Origin of the sequence: Oerskovia rustica, from assembly GCF_014836555.1 — a bacterium.
GTDB classification, from domain to species: Bacteria; Actinomycetota; Actinomycetes; order Actinomycetales; family Cellulomonadaceae; genus Oerskovia; species Oerskovia rustica.
Genome location: NZ_JACSQQ010000001.1, coordinates 113,284 through 130,524, shown reverse-complemented (window position 1 = coordinate 130,524; position 17,241 = coordinate 113,284). Strand labels below are relative to the sequence as shown.

The following is a 17,241-nucleotide window of genomic DNA, read 5'->3' as shown; positions in this document are numbered from 1 at the left end:
CGCGGCGTGTTCCACGGTTCCCGTCCCCACGGTGAGCCCGCGGTGCGATGCTGGACCGAGCACTCGCCGCGGGCCGCGCCCTGCGACGTCCCGAGTCGAAGGAGAGCCACGCCATGTCAGCTCAGGGCGGCACCAAGGCGGTCGTCGCGGCACTGCTCGCGAACATGGGCATTGCCGTCACGAAGTTCGTCGCGTGGGGCCTCACCGGAGCCTCGTCGATGCTCGCCGAGGGCGTGCACTCGCTCGCCGACTCGGGCAACCAGGCGTTGCTGCTCCTCGGCGGGAGACGGTCGCGACGGGCGGCCGACGAGGAGCACCCCTTCGGGTACGGCCGCGAACGCTACGTCTACGCGTTTATCGTCTCGATCGTGCTGTTCACGGTCGGTGGGCTGTTCGCTCTGTACGAGGCGTGGCACAAGTGGCAGGACCCGCACCCCATCACCGAGTGGCAGTGGGTCCCCATCGCGGTCCTGCTGGTCGCGATCGGCATGGAGGGGTTCTCGTTCCGCACCGCGATCCGTGAGTCGAACACCGTGCGCGGTGAGCAGTCGTGGCCGTCGTTCGTCCGCAACGCCAAGGCGCCCGAGCTCCCCGTGGTGCTCCTCGAGGACTTCGGCGCACTGATCGGCCTGGTCCTCGCCCTCGGTGGCGTGGGGCTGACCCTGGTCACGGGGGACGGGCGCTGGGACGCCGCCGGCACCGCGTGCATCGGCATCCTGCTGGTCCTCATCGCGATCGTCCTGGCCCTGGAGACCAGCTCGCTGCTGCTCGGCGAGTCCGCGACCAGCGCCGACGTCGCCGCGATCCGCACGGCTCTCGTGGGCGAGGGCGTCGCGTCCGTCATCCACCTCAAGACGCTGCACCTCGGACCCGAGGAGCTGCTCGTCGCGGCCAAGATCGAGGTCACGGCGACCACCGACGGGGCGTCGATCGCGCGGGCCATCGACGCCGCCGAGGAACGCGTCCGTGCGGCCGTCCCGATCGCGCGCTCCATCTATCTCGAGCCGGACCTGCGCCGGGCCGAGCCCGGTGTCCCGGGCGCGGTGGCCCCGGACTGAAGGCTGCGGGCCGGGGACGCACGACGGGCCCGCCCCCCCCGGGGGGGGGCGGGCCGGTCGCGTCCCGGGAGGCTCAGGCCTCCGCGGCGGCCTTGAGGTCGTCGACGAACGTCGGGTTGGCCTCGAGCCACTCGCGCACCGAGGCGTCGTTGTCCGCGCCCTCGTTCTCGTTGAACATGATGTTCTCGAGCGAGAAGAGCTGCTCGTCGCTCAGCGTGAGCGCGGAGATCCACGACGCGACGTCGGGGTGGTCCTCGGTGAAGCCGGTGCGGGCGACCGAGTGGATCTTCTCGGCCTCGCCCATGGCACCCTTCGGGTCCTCGAGGTCCTTGACGGGGAAGGCGTCGTAGGCCCAGTGCGGACGCCACAGCGTGACGGCGACGTTCTCGCCCGCGTCGGTCGCGCCCTTGAGCTCGGCGAGCATGGCCGGGGTCGAGGAGATGACGAAGTCCATGCCCTCCAGGCCGTAGGCCGGGATGGCCTCGTCCTGCGTGATGCGGGTCAGGCCCGCGCCCGACTCGATGCCGACGATGCGGTTGCCGAACAGGTCGGCGTTCGCGGCGAGCTCGTCGATGCTGTCGATCGGCGCGTCCTCGTTGACCGCGATGGTCAGCTTGGCGTCGTCGTACCAGTAGCCGAGGTCCTCGAGGTCGTCGCCGTACTGCTTCTTGTAGTCGGCGTGCGTGAGGGGCAGCCACATGTCGAAGTTGACGTCGAAGTCGCCTCCGGCCATGCCCGTGTAGACGACGCCGGGGTCGGCCGTCTCGGTGCGGACCGTGTAGCCCTCGTCCTCGAGGATGGCCTTGAAGAGGTGCGACACCGCGATGCCCTCGTCCCAGCCAGAGTGGATCGCGATCGTGATGTCCTTGTCGGCCTCGCCTCCGGAGCCGGCGTCGGTGCCCGAGGCGCAGGCCGAGAGGCCGAGCCCGAGGGCGAGCGAGGACGCGACGATCGCGGTGCGACGACGAGCCTGGTGGTGACGTGCGGGAGACATGGTGTCCTTCCTTCGGTGGGCCGACCGCAGGTGCGGCGGTGCCCACCTGGGTTGGTGGTGGTACGGGGAAGTGCGAGGGCGTGCTGGGTGCCCGGCGGTGTCGGGGCCGGACGACGGTGCCGACCCCGACGGGGGAGCCTCAGACGGCGGTGGCCGCGAGGGCCTTGGCGACAGGCGAGCGGGTGCTGAGGGCCGACGTCACGCGGTCGAGGAAGATCGCGAGGATCACGACGGACAGACCCGCCTCGAAGCCGAGCGAGATGTTGACCCGCTGGAGGGCCGCGACCACGTCGCGTCCCAGGCCGGCCGCGCCGACCATGCCGGAGATCACGACCATCGAGAGCGAGAGCATGATGACCTGGTTGACGCCCGCCATGATGGTCGGCATCGCGAGGGGGAGCTGGATCTGGCGCAGGATGCGGCCCGGCGTGGAGCCGAACGCGTGCCCGGCCTCGACGACCTCCCGGTCGACCTGGCGGATGCCCAGCTCGGTGAAGCGGACACCCGGAGCGAGCGCGAACACGACGGTCGCGACGATGCCCGGGACGGCGCCCGTGAGGAAGATGATGACCGTCGGGATGAGGTACACGAACGCGGGCATGGTCTGCATGAAGTCGAGCACGGGGCGCAGGACCCGCGAGACGGTGTCGTTGCGGGCGGCCCAGATGCCCAGCGGGATGCCGATCAGCAGTGCGATCGCGCTCGCGACGAGCACGAGCGCCAGGGTGTCCATGGCGTTGTCCCACTGGTCGACGCTCGCGATCACGACGAACCCGACGAGGGCCGTGACGCCCAGCCTCCAGCCCTTGGCGAAGAACGCCAGGGCTGCGAGCACGAGTGCGACGACGAGGAAGGGCGGGCCCTGGAGCACCGCTGCGAGAGCGTCGTAGCAGCCCAGCAGGACGTCCTTGACGACCGCGAAGAACGGCTTGAACGTCGCGGTCAACCATTCGACGAAGACGGCGACCCAGTCACCGAGGGGCAGGCGGGGGACGAACGTGTCGGTGGCGCTCACGCGTCTGCTCCTTCCGTCGAGGTGGTGTCTTGCGGGGCGGGTGCGTCCTCGGTCGTGTCCTGCCCGACGGCGTCGGGCTCCTCGAGCGTGGGCGGCACCATGGCCTCGAGCAGGGTCACGCGCGGGATGACCCCGACCAGGCGGTTCTTGTCGTCCGTCACGGCGACGGGCAGAGGAGACTCGGCCGCCGGCGCGAAGAGCTCCGCGAGGGGGGTGTCGACGCTCACGGGAGCGACGCCGTCGTGCACGATCGACTCGATGCTCGTGGCGTGGTCGCCGCTCGACTTGAGCAGCGCGACCGCGTCCGCGTCGCGGACGACGCCGCGCAGGACGCGCTGACGGTCGACGACGTAGGCCGCCGACACCTGTGCCTCGCGCATGGTGCGGCTCGCGACGCGGGGGCCGCCGCCGAGCGGGACGACCGCGGTCGGCCGGACCATGACCGACGCGGCGGTCAGGACACGGGTGCGGTCGACGTCGGCGACGAACTGCGCGACGTAGTCGTTCGCGGGGTCGGAGAGGATCTCCTCGGCCGTGCCGATCTGGACCGTGCGGCCGTCACGCATGACGGCGATCCGGTCGCCCAGGTGCATGGCCTCGTTGAGGTCGTGCGTGATGAAGATGATGGTCTTGCCGAGCGTCTGCTGCAGGTCGAGGAGCTGCTCCTGCATCTCGCGCCGGATGAGCGGGTCGAGCGCGGAGAACGCCTCGTCCATGAGCAGCACGTCGGTGTCCGCGGCGAGCGCACGGGCGAGCCCCACGCGCTGGCGCATGCCGCCCGAGAGCTGCGAGGGCAGCGAGTCCTGCCAGCCCCCCAGGCCCACGAGGTCGAGCGCCTGCTGCGCCTTCTCGCGGCGCTCGGCCTTGCCCATGCCCTGGATCTCGAGCGGGTACGCCGCGTTGTCCAGGACCGTGCGGTGGGGGAGCAGGGCGAAGTGCTGGAACACCATGCTGACGCGGCTGCGCCGCAGGGCCCGCAGCTGCTTGGCGTTCACCGTCGCGAGGTCGTCGTCGCCCAGGAGGACGTGGCCGGCCGTGGGCTTCCACAGGCCGTTGAGCATGCGGATGAGCGTCGACTTGCCCGAGCCCGACAGGCCCATGACGACGAAGATCTCGCCCTGCTTGACGTCGAAGCTCGCGTCGATGACGGCGGCCGTCCCCAGGGACTTGACGTCGGCGCGGCCCGCGCCGTCCTTGAGTCGCCGGACGGCCTCCTGCGGGCGGCGGCCGAAGACCTTGTAGACGCCCTGGACGCTCACGGCCACGGGCCGGTCGTCCGGCAGGGGGTCGGTGCCGTGGGCGCCGGGGAAGGGTTCGGTCTCCACGGGGATGAGGACGGGGGCGGTGCTCGTAGGTGGCTCGGTGCTCGTACTCGTGCTGGTGCTGCTTGCGGTCATGCTGGCGGGTCTCGCCACCTTCCAGGTGTCGTGGCGGGTCCGGAACGCTCCGCGGAGGGCGCCAGGGTGACCTGGCTGCGACCTCCCGGTGCGCTCAGCGCCGCGAGGCGCGTCACGGTCCACCGGATCGAGGCCCGCCGCCGGGGGCCACCCGGGTGGGTGGCCGCCGCGAGGCGCAGCGGGCGCTGACCTGTCGTGGGGTCGGCGCGAGCCGGCCCTGGACAGGTCGATCTGTCTCCAGCACCCTGCCCGATCCCAGGGCGAATTGCTACCGAGTGGCCGGTGTGCATGGCGGTTTCGAGGGAGATGCTTGACCGTACAATCGTTGAAAGCGCGCGGTTTTGACCATTCACGGGATCGTTATCGCTTCGTGACCTTGATATGGTCAAGCAGATTTGTTATCGCGCGCGGGCGCGAACTGTTGATCTGGTGCTGACGCCGAGGGTGACACTCCTCGACGCCGAGGGTGACGCTCCCGCCCGCCGAGGGTGACACGCCGGTGCGCCGAGGGTGACGCACTGGTGCGCCGACGGCGACGGTGAGCGGCGCCGTCGGGCCCGCTGCTCCCCGACGAGAGCCCGGCCTCACCCGTCGGCGCAGGTTGCGGGCCCCCTCAGCACCCCTGCCGGTCACCCTCGGCAGACAGGTCCGTCACCCTCGGCTCCCACGGTGGTCACCGTCGGCGCGCGGCGAGCCGCCCCCGGTAGTCTGGAGCGACACCGTCAGAACCGTCGTTCGGAGCACCATGTCTTCTGCCACGCCCGCCGCCCAGGCCTCGTTCGACGAGGTCCCCGGCCGCTACAAGGTCCGAGACCTGTCCCTCGCCGAAGCGGGACGCCACCAGATCCGCCTCGCCGAGCACGAGATGCCCGGGCTCATGGCGCTGCGGGCCGAGTTCGGCGCGTCGCAGCCGCTCGCGGGCGCGCGCATCGCGGGCTCGCTCCACATGACCGTCCAGACGGCCGTCCTCATCGAGACCCTCGTCGCGCTCGGAGCTCAGGTGCGCTGGGCGAGCTGCAACATCTTCTCGACGCAGGACGAGGCCGCCGCGGCGATCGTCGTCGGCCCGCACGGCACGCCCGAGGACCCCCAGGGCGTCCCGGTCTTCGCGTGGAAGGGCGAGAGCCTCGAGGAGTACTGGGACTGCACCGAGCAGATCCTGCTGTGGCCGGGCAGCAACGGCGCCGAGGGGGCGAACCTCATCCTCGACGACGGCGGCGACGCGACCATGCTCGTCCACCTGGGGCTGCAGTACGAGCGCCTCGGCACCGTCCCCCCGGACACCCTGCCGGGCGAGCCCGACCACACGCACGAGATGAACGTCGTGCGCTCGGTCCTGCGCCGGGCGCTCGCGGCCGACCCGCTGCGCTGGACCGCCGTCGCGGACCAGCTGCTCGGCGTGACGGAGGAGACGACCACGGGCGTGCACCGCCTGTACCAGCTCGCCGAGTCGGGCGAGCTGCTGTTCCCGGCGATCAACGTCAACGACTCGGTCACCAAGTCGAAGTTCGACAACAAGTACGGCATCCGTCATTCGCTGCCGGACGGCATCAACCGCGCGACGGACGTCCTCATGGGCGGCAAGGTCGCGTTCGTCGCGGGCTACGGCGACGTGGGCAAGGGCGCGGCCGAGGCCTTCCGCGGTCAGGGCGCGCGCGTCATCGTGTCCGAGGTCGACCCGATCTGCGCGCTGCAGGCCGCGATGGACGGCTACCAGGTCGCGCGCATCGAGGACGTCCTGGGCGAGGCCGACTTCTTCATCACGACCACGGGCAACAAGGACGTGGTCACTGCCGCGCACATGACGGCGATGAAGAACAAGGCGATCGTCGGCAACATCGGTCACTTCGACAACGAGATCGACATGGCCGGACTGGCCCAGGTCCCGGGGATCACGCGCACCGAGATCAAGCCGCAGGTGCACGAGTGGACGTTCCCGGCGGCCGACGGCGAGGAGGCCCGCTCGATCATCGTCCTGTCGGAGGGGCGCCTGCTGAACCTGGGCAACGCGACGGGCCACCCGTCGTTCGTGATGAGCAACTCGTTCTCGAACCAGGTCATCGGCCAGATCGAGCTCTTCGAGGACAGCAAGCGCCCGGAGGGCGAGCGGACGTACGAGCGCCAGGTCTACCGCCTGCCCAAGGTCCTCGACGAGAAGGTCGCGCGCCTGCACCTCGACGCGCTGGGCGTGCGCCTCACCGAGCTCTCGAAGAGCCAGGCGGACTACCTCGGCATCCCGGTCGAGGGGCCGTACAAGCCGGAGCACTACCGCTACTGAGCGGTCGCGAGCGCCCCTGAGCAGGGGGCCCGACGGCGGAGGGCCGGGTTCCGGGAGGAGCCCGGCCCTTCGCGTGCGGTCGCCCTGGGCGGGGCGTCGCGTCGCCCTCGGCGGGTGGGCACGTCACCCTCGGGGGTCGGGGACGTCGCCCTCGGCGGATGGGCACGCCACCGTGGGCGCTTCCGGCACTCCTGCGCAAGGATGGTCCCAGCAGCGCGCCGACAGGAGAAGACGATGGCGACGATCCCGAGCGAGCCCACGATCAGCGACTCCGAACGAGCAGAGCTCGAGGCCCTGCGTGCGGAGGTCCGGCGCCTGCGTGCCGAGCGCCCCGCCCCGCCCTCCGGGACGGTCCCCGACGCGGCGCCCCGCCGCGGCGGGTGGCTCCGCTGGACCGCCGTCACGGTGCTCCTGGTGCTCGCGGGGGTCCTCATGCTGGGCTCGGTCGTCGCCCGGTACGTGCGCGGCGAGATCCTCGACACGGACCACTACGTCGCGACCGTGACACCGCTGGGCTCGGACCCCGCGATCCAGGCCGAGATCAGCACCAAGGTCTCGGACGCGATCCTCGAGCGGATCGACCTCGAGACCGTGACGACGCAGGCGCTCGCGACGCTCACGCAGAACGTCGACCAGGTCCCACCTCAGGTGCAGGGCCTGGCCCCGCTCCTCGCGAGCCAGGGCGAGTCGTTCGTCCGCTCGACCGTGGACCGCATGGTCACGTCGCCGACGTTCGAGGAGCTGTGGATCGTCGCGAACCGCCAGGCTCACAAGAACCTCGTCTCGGTCCTCACGGGCGAGGGCGGCACGGCGGTCACGGCCGACGCGAACGGCCAGGTCACGCTCTCGCTCGGGCCCATGATCGACGAGGTCACGAAGCGGCTCTCGGCGCGGGGCTTCACGTTCGTCGAGAACCTGCCGTCGATCAACCCGCAGTTCGTGCTGTTCACCTCGGACGACGTCGTGACGGCGCAGCGTGCGGTGGCCGCCCTGAGCAAGGCGGCGAACGTCCTGCCGTGGCTCTCGCTCCTCGTCGCGGCCGGCGCGGTGTGGGCGGCCCCGCGCGGGCGGCGTCGCCGGGCCGTGATCCTCGCGGGCGTCACGTACGTCGTCGCGATGGCGATCCTCGCGATCGCCATCACGGTCGGCCGGTCGTTGTACCTGGGCGCCGTGCCGTCGGACGCCCTGTCGCCGTCGGCGGCGACGGCCCTGATCGACGCGGTGCTGGTCCCGCTGCGCACGTCGTTGCGCGCGGTGTTCGCGTTCGGTGTGGTCGTCGTGCTCGCCGCGTACCTCACGGGGCCCAGCCGGTCGGCGGTCGCGGTGCGCGGCGGGTTCAACTGGCTCGTGCGCGCGGCCAGCCGCGGCCACGCGGGCGACAGCGGGCGCCCCCCGCACCCCTTCGAGGTCTGGGTCGCGAGGCTGCGCTGGCCGCTGATCGCGCTCGTCCTGGCCGGGGCGCTGGCCGTCCTGGTGTTCTCGCGCTACCCGAGCGGGAGCACGATCCTGGTCATCGCGCTGGTCGCGGCCGTCCTGGTGGTCGCGATCCAGGTGGTGTCCGCGCCGGCCCGCGGTGCAGCGAGGGCGACCGGACCGGAGGGGCCGGGCGGCGCCGTCGGGGTGGGAGGCTCCACGGAGCAGGAGGGCTCCGCCGAGGAGGAGGCCGCGACGCCCGTCGCGCGCTGAGCACGCCGCAGAGGGGGGACATCCCCCCTGCACGACGGCGGAGCGCACCCTGGGCGCGCGGACTCCGGTCGGCAAGACTGGTGGTACCGCTCGAACCAGACCCAGGAGTCCTGCCACCATGTCTGCTGTGACATCCCCCCAGCCGCCGCTCGGCGACGCCGCGCCCGACGGCGAACCCTCGCCCGGGTACGCGCCGCCGACCGAGCCTCTCCTGTCCTTCGAGACCCAGCCGGCCGAACCCGCCGGCGACCTGCGGCACGTCCCCGACGGGCTCGACCCGCGCTACGTGGACCTGCGCGAGCCGGTCGGCTTCCTGGCCGCGCCGTTCGCGCGCCAGACCTGGCGCGAGTTCGGCTACCTGTGGCTGTCGCTGTTCGTCGCGCCCTTCGCGTTCACCTACGTGATGTTCACCGTGAGCTTCACGGTGGGGATCCTCGTGACGGTCGTGGGGCTCGTGGTCTCGGGCGGCCTGGTCCTCGGGGCGCGCGGCTGGGGCGGCATGTACCGCTCGATGGCGCGCTCGATGCTGTCGGTCGACGTGCTGCCACCCACGCCGCACACGCCGCGCCGCGGGTTCTGGCGCATGCTCTGGTCGAACCTGTCGGACGGTCCCGGGTGGCGGGCCATGACGTTCATGTTCGTGAGCTTCTTCCTGGCGCTCGTCGCCTTCGTCGTGTCCGTGACGTTCTTCCTCGTCTCGCTGGGGGCCGCGACTCACTGGTTCTGGTCGCAGTTCCTGCCCGCGCAGATGGCCGCCGACGGCACGTGGCACCGCGGCGCGCAGATGGGGACCGACTGGTACGTCGACACCCCGCTGCGCCAGTCGGCGCTCGCGGCCGTGGGCATCGCGCTGTGGTGGTTGTGGCCGCAGCTCGTGCGCGGGTTCGCGCAGCTCTTCCGCCTCCTGTCGGTCAACCTGCTCGGCCCCACCCGGGCGAGCCTGCGCGTGGCCGACCTCGAGAAGTCCCGCGGCAAGACCGTCGAGGACGCGGACGCCAAGCTGCGCCGCATCGAGCGCGACCTGCACGACGGCACCCAGGCCCGGCTCGTCGCGGTGGCGATGCAGCTCGGCGAGGCCAAGGAGCAGCTTGCGGCGGGCGGCGACGCGTCCGAGGCCCTCGAGCTCGTCGACAATGCGCACGCGTCGACCAAGGAGGCGCTCGTCGAGCTCCGCGAGCTCGCTCGGGGCATCCACCCGCCCGCGCTCGACAACGGCCTCGCGGTCGCCCTCGAGACGCTCGCGGCCAGGTCCCCGCTGCCTGTGACGGTCGACGTCGACCCGGGCATCACGCCGTCGCCGGCCGTCGAGACGATCGCGTACTTCTGCGTCGCCGAGCTCGTGACGAACGCCGCCAAGCACGCGCGCGCCTCGGGCGTCTACGTGCTCGTCGAGGAGCAGGGCTCGCGGCTGCGCCTGCGCGTGCGCGACGACGGACAGGGCGGTGCGCGCATCTCGACGCCCGACGCGCGCGGCCACCGGTCGGGGCTCGCTGGCCTCGAGGAGCGGGTTCGTTCGGTCGACGGCACGTTGGACCTCGTCAGCCCGGTCGGTGGGCCTACCGTGGTCACGGTCGTCCTGCCGAGCAGGGTGTAGCCGGCCCCACCCGCGGAGCGGCCCGGACGTCTCGACCGAGGCGCCCGGGCCGAACCATCGACACAGAAGAGGTACCACCGTGCGGCTCGTGATCGCCGAGGACTCCGTCATCCTGCGCGACGGGCTCGTCGCCCTGCTCACCCGTCGTGGCCACGAGGTCGTGGCGGCCGTGGGCGACGGCGACGCGCTCGTCGCGGAGGTCGCGCGCCTGGCCACGCTCGGCGAGCTGCCCGACGTCGTCATCATCGACATCCGCATGCCCCCGACGTTCACCGACGAGGGACTGCGCGCGGCGCTCACCCTGCGCGCCGCGTCGCCAGGGCTGGGGGTGCTGCTGTTCTCGCAGTACGTCGAGACGCGGTTCGTGAGCGAGCTGCTCACGGGCGGCGCCGAGGGGGTCGGGTACCTCCTCAAGGACCGTGTCGCGGACGTGAGCGAGTTCCTCGACGCCCTGACGCGCATCGCCGCGGGGCAGACGGTGCTCGACCCCGAGGTCGTGAGCCAGCTCATGGGCGCCTCACGCTCGGACGACGGCCTGGCGCGCCTCACGCCCCGCGAGCGCGAGGTGCTCGAGCTCATGGCGCAGGGGCGCTCGAACACCGCGATCGCGGAGAACCTGTTCCTGTCCTACGGGGCCGTGGAGAAGAACGTCACGGCGATCTTCGGCAAGCTCGGCCTGCCGCAGGACGCGGGGGACCACCGCCGGGTGCTCGCGGTGCTCAGGTACCTGCGGGACTGAGCGTGTCGCGGCGGTGCCTGCGGGGGACATCCCCCGCGGAGGTCACCGGACCGCCGCCGTGGCCTCGGGGGAGGCTCCCGTTCCGGGACGTACCGGGATTTTCGAGACTGGTGGGGAACCTTTTCCCTCCGTCCCGAGGAGCATCCCGTGGCCGTCGTCGACGTCCCTCGTCTTCCGTTCCGGCCCGCCCGGACACCCCGTCCGTCCCGGCCCGCCCGCCCGTCCCCCCTCGCTGCGGCGCCGCCGGCCCTTCGCCCGGCGCCGGCGCCCCGCCGTCGGGCCGTCGCGGGTGCACCCGCCCGGCGCGACGTGTTCGTCGACGCGGTGCGCGCGCTCGCGACCCTCGCGGTCCTGAGCGTCCACTGGCTCATGCCCGAGGTCACGTGGGACGGCGAGCGCCTCGGGATCGGCAACGCCCTGGCCCACGGCGGGGCGTGGACGATCACGTGGGTCCTGCAGGTCCTGCCGCTGCTGTTCTTCGCGGCCGGGGCGTCGGCGGCGTACCAGCTCTGGCGCCCGGGCACGGCGAACGGGCCCGACGGCGCCGCTCGCCTCCCGGCGGCAGGTCGCCAGGGCGCCGCACGGGGTCTCGTCGCGGCCGGACGGGACGTCGTGCGGCGCCGGATGCCGCGCATCTGGAAGCCGGTCGCGGCCTTCGTCGGTGCGTGGGCCGTGGCCGCCGTCGTGCTGGTCGCCGCAGGCGTGCCGGAGACGGCCGTGCTGCAGGTCGCCCGGATCGCGCCGCAGCTCCTGTGGTTCCTCGGGGTGTACCTGCTGCTGCTCGCAGTCACCCCTGCCCTGCTGCGGGCCTACCAGGTGTGGGGCTGGCGCATGGTCGTGGTCGTCGTCGCCGCGCCGTTCGTCGTGGACGTGCTGCGCTTCGGGGCGGGCGTCGAGCACGTGGCCGTCGCGAACGTCCTGCTCGGCTGGGCCGTGCCCTACGTCCTGGGGATCGTCTACGTCGACCTCGTCCGGCGTGACGCGCTGCCCTCCCGGCGCACGCTCGCCCTCGTGGCCACCGGCGCGCTCGCCGCGATGGTTGCCCTCCTCGTCGTCGGTCCCTACCCCCTGAGCCTCATCGGGATGCCGGGCGACGCGATCTCCAACCTCGGGCCGCCCACGGCTCTCGCCGTGACCCATGCCGTGCTCCAGGTGAGCGTGGCGCTCGCCGTGCGCGACGTCGTCGTGCGCTGGGCGCAGGGGCGTGGAGCAGCCCTCGTGGGGTGGGTCGCCGGTCGGTCCATGACGCTGTACCTGTGGCACCTGACCGCGATGTTCGTGGTGCTCGGGGTGGTCCTGCTGGGGCTCGGCACCCCTCTGCCCGCGTCGTGGAGCGCCGACTGGTGGGCGAGCCGGCCCCTGTGGTTCGGCGCGGCCGCGCTCGTGCTCGGTGCGCTCGTGCTGGCGTTCGGGCGATTCGAGGCGGGGGCTCCGCGCCGCGCGGGGGCGCGGAGCGTGCCCGTCAGCTCCGGGGGTCGGGCACCGAGTACGGCAGGCGGTGCAGCATCTCGCCCTGCTCCTGGGCGAGCACGCGTCCCCGCTGGGCGCTGACCCAGTCCCGGCTGCGTCGCTCGGCGAGGACCGCGCACAGGAAGTCCTCGGGCGGCGTCCCGGGCGGCGGGCCCGGGGCTACGTACTGCTCGATCCGGCCCGCGAGGTCCTGACCGATCCGGACACGCGAGGCCGGGTTGAGCCCGGCAGCACGCCCGAGGAACTGGCGGACCGCGAGGGCCAGGCCGTCCGGGAGCCTGCGCATGTCGGCGTGCGAGGCCCACCCCGCCAGGTGGGGCGGCATCGCGATCGCCGCGTACGTCGGCTTCCCGCCGCGCACCCGGATCGCGTACGTCCCGGCGAGCATGTCCCCGACCCGCTTGCCCTTGTCGTTCGACAGCGACGCGACGATCGCGACCGAGCCGAACGTCATCCACAGCTCGCCCACCCCCACGAGCGCACGGATGAAGGCGTGCCGGAAGCGGACGGGGCCGCCGTCGTCGCGCACGACCCGGATGCCGGTCGCGAGCTTGCCGAGCGACCGGCCCCGCGAGAGGGTCTCGACGGTCGTCGGGATGCCGACCATGACCAGGACCAGGAGGACGATCCACACCGCGGGCGCGAAGTCGATGCTGACGGCGTTGAGCGCCGCGCCCGCCACCGCGACGAGCACCAGGACGAGGAAGGTCCCGAGCGCGACCAGGTCGATCACGGCCCCCAGGGCGCGCGTCACGAAGGACGCCGGCCGGGCGTCGAGGACCACGCCCTCGCCGGTCAGGATGCCGTCTCGCACGCTTGCTCCTCCAGGGTCGTCGACACAGGTCGAGGGATCGTCGCCGCTCCCGGACGGTGGCCGGTGACGACGAGGGGGGTCCGGCCCACTGTAGGGCAAGGTGTGGCAGGGTAGCCGCGTGGACCTCGATGCCTTCAGCGCCGTGCACAGCGACGAGTGGTCGCGGCTCGCCGAGCTGACCAAGAAGCGCTCGCTCGACGGTGCCGAGGCGGACGAGCTCGTCCGCCTCTACCAGTCGGTCGCGACGCACCTGTCGACGATCCGCTCGTCAGCCCCCGACCCCGTGCTCATCACGCGGCTCTCCGACCTCCTCGGGCGCGCGCGGGGACGTCTCGCGGGGGCGCACGAGCCTGCCTGGCGCGACGTGACACGCTTCGCCACCGTCTCGGTGCCGGCCGCGCTGTACCGGATCCGGTGGTGGACCGTGACGGTCATGGTGCTGTTCCTCCTCGTCGCCCTCGTCGCGGGCTGGTGGGTCGCGACGACTCCCGACGCGCTCGCGTCGATGGGCACGCCCAGCGAACGCGAGGCCTACGTCAACGAGGCCTTCGCGAGCTACTACGACCCGGGCGCGGACTTCGCGACGGTGGTCTGGACGAACAACGCCTGGATCGCCGCGCAGTGCATCGCCCTGGGGATCTCGGGCGTCTTCCCGGCGTACGTCCTGTTCGCCAACGCCGTGGGCGTCGGGTCCACGGGCGGCATGATGGCGTACTACGGCGAGCTCGACACGTTCCTCACGCTCATCGCCCCGCACGGCCTGCTCGAGCTCACCGCGATCTTCGTCGCGGGGGCCGCGGGGCTGCGCCTGTTCTGGACCATGGTCGACCCGGGGCCGCGGACTCGTCTCCGGGCCCTGGCGGAGGAGGGGCGCGCGCTCTTCACGGTCGCGGTGGGGCTCGTGGTCGTCCTGGGCGTCTCGGGCCTCATCGAGGGGTTCGTCACCGGGTCGGGGATGGCATGGTGGCTCAAGATCGTCATCGGCGCGATCGCCCTCGCGGCCTTCTGGGCCTACACGATCGTGCTCGGCCGCCGGGCCGTACGGGCGGGGGAGACGGGCGACCTCTCGGCCGACCACGCGGGGGACGTCGCGCCGGTCGCGGGCTGAGCCGTCCCCGGCGAGGGCCGCACTACGAGGCCGCGTCATCTGCCACCGCTACGAGGCCGTGACGGTGACGACGTGCTCCGACGCCTCGGGCGCGACGAACCGCAGCAGCTCGGTGCCGCGCGCGTCGAGGGCGGCTCGCTGGGCGCGCGTGAACGTGTGGCCGAGCGGGGAGACGTCGAGGTGCGCGACGGCGTCGGGCGTCGTGGTCGGCCGCGTCCCGACGCGGCGCACCTTCCACGTCGCGGCCACGTAGCCGTCCACGAGGACCGTCCCGGGCACCTGCCCGTTGACGGTCGTGATCGCCTTGCGCCGCACGTCGTCGACGACGCGCGTGCGGTCCGCATGGCCCAGCACCAGGTTGTCGAACTCCGCCACGAGCACCAGGGGAGCGGGGGCGCCCGCGCCGGGGCGCGGAGCGTCGGGCAGGTCGAGATACTCCTTGCCGTCGGGGCCGGTAAAGGTCACGAGCTCTGGCCGCAGCCGCCCGACGGCGTCGCGCAGGCCCGTCAGCCCGGACCACCGCTGGGCGTCCATGACCGTGGCGGGGCCGAACGCCGCGAGGTAGCGGCGGACGAGGCGCACGAGCGCCGCGGCGCGCTCGTCGGGGTCGAGGAGCGCGCGGCTCGGCCGTCCGAACCAGGCGTCGGCCGTGGTCCAGGTCGTCGTCGTGCCGGGGCCGTTGGCGCCCCACAGCCCGCGGGGGGTGACCTGGACGAGGGGGAGGAAGCAACGGGCCGTGTAGGCCAGGTGCTGGGGATGGACGTCGGGCCAGCGCTCGCCGAGCAGTCGCCCCAGGTCGCCCGAGGTCAGGGGGGACCCGGTCAGGAGGTCTCGCGCTGCGGCGGCGACGGCGTCGAGGTTCGTGCCCGCCAGTGCCTTGGCGTGCGCGCTGCCCGTCCGGACCCCCGACTCGAGCAGGGGGCGCAGCGCGCCCGGGAGCTCCAGGGCGTCGTCGGCCGTGACGAGGTGGACCGTGCCGCGCATGACCGCGATGCGGGTGACCGAGCGGTCGAGGAACCGCTGCGAGAGGTCGTCGGTCCGGAAGCCGTCGAGGCGCGACCACAGTCCCGGGTAGGGGCTCGTCGGTGCCTGCGACTGGAGGCCCACGAGGTGGTCGACCTCGGCGACGGGCGTCGAGGAGGCGGGGGAGAGCAGGTGCTGGCGGGCCAGCAGCGCCCGGTTGAGGTCGTCGAGGGTGAGGCTGGGCCCGTGGCGGCCGGCGGCGGTCATGGAGTCATCCTGCCGTGAGGACGGCGACCGCGCCGCGGCTCACGCCGGCCGCGAGGTGGGCTCCGGGCAGCGGCCGAGGGCGCGCGGCAGGCTTGACCGATTCTTGACGTTCTGATTCGGTAGGTCGGATGAGACGCAAAGTTCTGCTTGACCCGTCGCGCGCGCCCCTCGCGCGCCGTGGAGCGTTCTGCGGTGCGGCGGTGGTCGTGGTCCTGGCCGGTGCTCTCGCTGGGTGCAGCCCGACGCCGGACTGCGCACCGTCACAGGTGTTCGCCACCGCACCGGGGCCGCACGACGCCGTCGGCGCAGGCTCCACGGACGTGACCGTCGACGAGCTCGGTCAGACCAGGCTCCTGCACGAGCAGGACGACCTCTCCGTCTACCTGGCCGAGTGGCCCTCGCAGGACGCGGACGTGTGCGTGTGGGTCGAGCGCGACGGAGACTTCGTCGGCAGCGGGTGCGCCGGCGGGTGGGTGCAGGCGAGCTTCCTGGACGCAGGGGTGAGCGTGCTCTACGACTCCCACGGGGACGTCGCCGAGCGCGCTCCGCGCGGCTGGGTGAGCGTCAGCGAATGCCTCGCGATCGGGGCCTAGCGAGCGATGCGCGAGGTCCCCGGTCGTGGTGCCGGACGGTACCGCCGGAGTGCCGGAAGGGCACCCGTCAGAAGATGAGGAAGCCCAGCGCCGGGATGACGAAGGTCGCGGACAGCGCGAAGATCACGATGATCGCGACCCGTCGGTTGCGGGCTTCACGGTCGCGCGGGGTGGCCGGTCGGGTCACGGTGCTGCTCCTCGGGAGTCGGGGGTCTCTGCCACCAGCCTAGGCCGTGGGGTGGGGGTATCCCGCCGGGACCGTGTGACGGTGGGGTGAGAGCCGGGCGGACGAGCCGACAGGCCGCGAGGACCCGGAGGGCACGCTCGTCCTGACGGCGTCGTCAGAGGCGTCCCGCGGCCTTGAGCGCGAGGTACGTGTCGGCGAGCCGCGGTGCGAGCTCCTCGGGCAGCCCTTCGACGACCTCGACCCCCTTGCGGGACAGCACGGTCCGCACCGCGGTGCGTTCGAGCTCGACGCGCGCGGCGGCCGCGGCGTCGTATACCTCGGCGCTCGAGTCGCGTGCGTCGCGCAGGGCCGCCACCTCCGGGTCCGCCACCGAGGCGACGACCACCTGGTGCTTGGCCGTGAGCTGACCGACGACGGGCAGCAGGCCCGTCTCGACCGCGGCCGGGTCGAGGGTCGTGAGGAGCACGACGAGCGCGCGCTGCGAGAGCCGCTGGTGCACCGAGCCGACGAGCCCCGGCCAGTCGGTCTCGAGCAGCACCGGCTGGACGGGGGCGAGCGCGTCCGCCAGGGCGGGCATGAGCCGAGGACCGGCCGCGCCCGCGACACGGGCCCGCACGCCGCGGTCGTACGCGAACAGCTCGACCCGGTCGCCCGCGCGACCTGCGAGGGCCGAGAGCAGCAGCGCCGCCTCGATGCTCGCGTCGAGGCGTGGCTCGTCGCCGATACGGGCCGCCGACGTGCGCGAGGTGTCGAGGACGATCAGGACACGGCGGTCACGTTCGGGGCGCCAGGTCCGCACGACCATGTCCGCTCGGCGGGCCGAGGCCCGCCAGTCGATCGACCGGACGTCGTCACCGATCACGTACTCGCGCAGCGAGTCGAACTCCGTCCCCTCGCCGCGCACCTGGACGGCCGAGCGGCCGTCCATCTCGCGTAGCCGCGCGAGCCGGCTCGGCAGATGGCGGCGCGAGGCGAACTCGGGCAGCACGCGCAGCCGCCCCGGGACGTCGAGCGAGACCTGGCGGGCCGCGAGCCCGAGCGGGCCCGCCGAGCGGATCGTGACCGCGCCCGCCGCGCG

Annotated in this window: 14 protein-coding genes; 8 read left to right on the top strand and 6 right to left on the bottom strand. The window is 72.9% G+C overall.

Features of this window, described 5'->3' with window-relative positions:
• Nucleotides 1-113: 113 nt before the first annotated feature.
• Nucleotides 114-1,058, top strand: a complete 945-nt coding sequence (locus H9652_RS00540; RefSeq protein ID WP_191794160.1) for a cation diffusion facilitator family transporter — start codon at nt 114-116, stop codon at nt 1,056-1,058.
• A 73-nt stretch (nt 1,059-1,131) separates the two neighbouring features.
• Here H9652_RS00540 and H9652_RS00535 read toward each other — a convergent pair whose 3' ends face one another.
• The 3 genes from H9652_RS00535 to H9652_RS00525 all read right to left on the bottom strand — a co-directional run bounded on the left by H9652_RS00535 (nt 1,132) and on the right by H9652_RS00525 (nt 4,464).
• Nucleotides 1,132-2,052, bottom strand: a complete 921-nt coding sequence (locus H9652_RS00535; RefSeq protein ID WP_191794159.1) for a glycine betaine ABC transporter substrate-binding protein — start codon at nt 2,050-2,052, stop codon at nt 1,132-1,134.
• 139 nt (nt 2,053-2,191) lie between these two features.
• Entirely contained in the window at nt 2,192-3,067 is an 876-nt protein-coding gene (locus H9652_RS00530; RefSeq protein WP_191794158.1) for an ABC transporter permease, read from the bottom strand.
• Nucleotides 3,064-4,464: a quaternary amine ABC transporter ATP-binding protein gene (locus H9652_RS00525; RefSeq protein ID WP_225227497.1), complete on the bottom strand. Its 1,401-nt coding sequence runs from the start codon at nt 4,462-4,464 to the stop codon at nt 3,064-3,066. Before H9652_RS00525 ends, H9652_RS00530 begins: the two co-directional genes overlap by 4 nt.
• Nucleotides 4,465-5,209: 745 nt before the next feature.
• Between H9652_RS00525 and ahcY the strand changes: the two genes are divergently transcribed.
• From ahcY to H9652_RS00500, 5 genes are all read left to right on the top strand, one after another.
• Complete coding sequence (gene ahcY, locus H9652_RS00520) at nt 5,210-6,742, top strand: adenosylhomocysteinase (protein WP_191794157.1); 1,533 nt, start codon at nt 5,210-5,212, stop codon at nt 6,740-6,742.
• A 234-nt stretch (nt 6,743-6,976) separates the two neighbouring features.
• Nucleotides 6,977-8,428: a hypothetical protein gene (locus tag H9652_RS00515; protein WP_191794156.1), complete on the top strand. Its 1,452-nt coding sequence runs from the start codon at nt 6,977-6,979 to the stop codon at nt 8,426-8,428.
• A gap of 127 nt (nt 8,429-8,555) precedes the next feature.
• Nucleotides 8,556-10,022 (top strand): sensor histidine kinase, encoded by a 1,467-nt coding sequence (locus tag H9652_RS00510; RefSeq protein ID WP_318243916.1) that lies wholly within the window; start codon nt 8,556-8,558, stop codon nt 10,020-10,022.
• A gap of 79 nt (nt 10,023-10,101) precedes the next feature.
• Nucleotides 10,102-10,761, top strand: coding sequence for a response regulator transcription factor (locus H9652_RS00505; protein WP_191794154.1), 660 nt, complete (start codon nt 10,102-10,104; stop codon nt 10,759-10,761).
• A 147-nt stretch (nt 10,762-10,908) separates the two neighbouring features.
• On the top strand, nt 10,909-12,312 hold the full coding sequence (locus H9652_RS00500) for an acyltransferase family protein (protein ID WP_191794153.1): 1,404 nt from the start codon (nt 10,909-10,911) through the stop codon (nt 12,310-12,312).
• Here the strand turns inward: H9652_RS00500 and H9652_RS00495 are convergent.
• On the bottom strand, nt 12,224-13,045 hold the full coding sequence (locus H9652_RS00495; RefSeq protein WP_191794152.1) for an RDD family protein: 822 nt from the start codon (nt 13,043-13,045) through the stop codon (nt 12,224-12,226). The genes H9652_RS00500 and H9652_RS00495 overlap by 89 nt on opposite strands.
• 118 nt (nt 13,046-13,163) lie before the next feature.
• On the opposite strand from H9652_RS00495, the gene H9652_RS00490 reads away from it, so the two are divergent.
• Nucleotides 13,164-14,153, top strand: a complete 990-nt coding sequence (locus H9652_RS00490; RefSeq protein ID WP_191794151.1) for a stage II sporulation protein M — start codon at nt 13,164-13,166, stop codon at nt 14,151-14,153.
• A 48-nt stretch (nt 14,154-14,201) separates the two neighbouring features.
• Here H9652_RS00490 and H9652_RS00485 read toward each other — a convergent pair whose 3' ends face one another.
• Nucleotides 14,202-15,383 carry a winged helix DNA-binding domain-containing protein gene (locus H9652_RS00485; RefSeq protein ID WP_191794150.1) on the bottom strand — a complete coding sequence of 394 codons (1,182 nt, stop codon included), beginning with the start codon at nt 15,381-15,383 and terminating at the stop codon, nt 14,202-14,204.
• 266 nt (nt 15,384-15,649) lie between these two features.
• On the opposite strand from H9652_RS00485, the gene H9652_RS00480 reads away from it, so the two are divergent.
• Nucleotides 15,650-15,976, top strand: coding sequence for a hypothetical protein (locus tag H9652_RS00480; RefSeq protein WP_191794149.1), 327 nt, complete (start codon nt 15,650-15,652; stop codon nt 15,974-15,976).
• A gap of 341 nt (nt 15,977-16,317) precedes the next feature.
• Here the strand turns inward: H9652_RS00480 and H9652_RS00475 are convergent.
• The coding region (locus tag H9652_RS00475; RefSeq protein WP_225227496.1) for a DUF58 domain-containing protein at nt 16,318-17,241 on the bottom strand (924 nt) is incomplete at its 5' end.

Coding starts and splice junctions, on each gene's coding strand:
- H9652_RS00540 (WP_191794160.1), top strand. CDS start 114: ATGTCAGCTCAGGGCGGCACCAAGGCGGTCGTCGCGGCACTGCTCGCG.
- H9652_RS00535 (WP_191794159.1), bottom strand. CDS start 2,052: ATGTCTCCCGCACGTCACCACCAGGCTCGTCGTCGCACCGCGATCGTC.
- H9652_RS00525 (WP_225227497.1), bottom strand. CDS start 4,464: ATGACCGCAAGCAGCACCAGCACGAGTACGAGCACCGAGCCACCTACG.
- ahcY (WP_191794157.1), top strand. CDS start 5,210: ATGTCTTCTGCCACGCCCGCCGCCCAGGCCTCGTTCGACGAGGTCCCC.
- H9652_RS00515 (WP_191794156.1), top strand. CDS start 6,977: ATGGCGACGATCCCGAGCGAGCCCACGATCAGCGACTCCGAACGAGCA.
- H9652_RS00485 (WP_191794150.1), bottom strand. CDS start 15,383: ATGACCGCCGCCGGCCGCCACGGGCCCAGCCTCACCCTCGACGACCTC.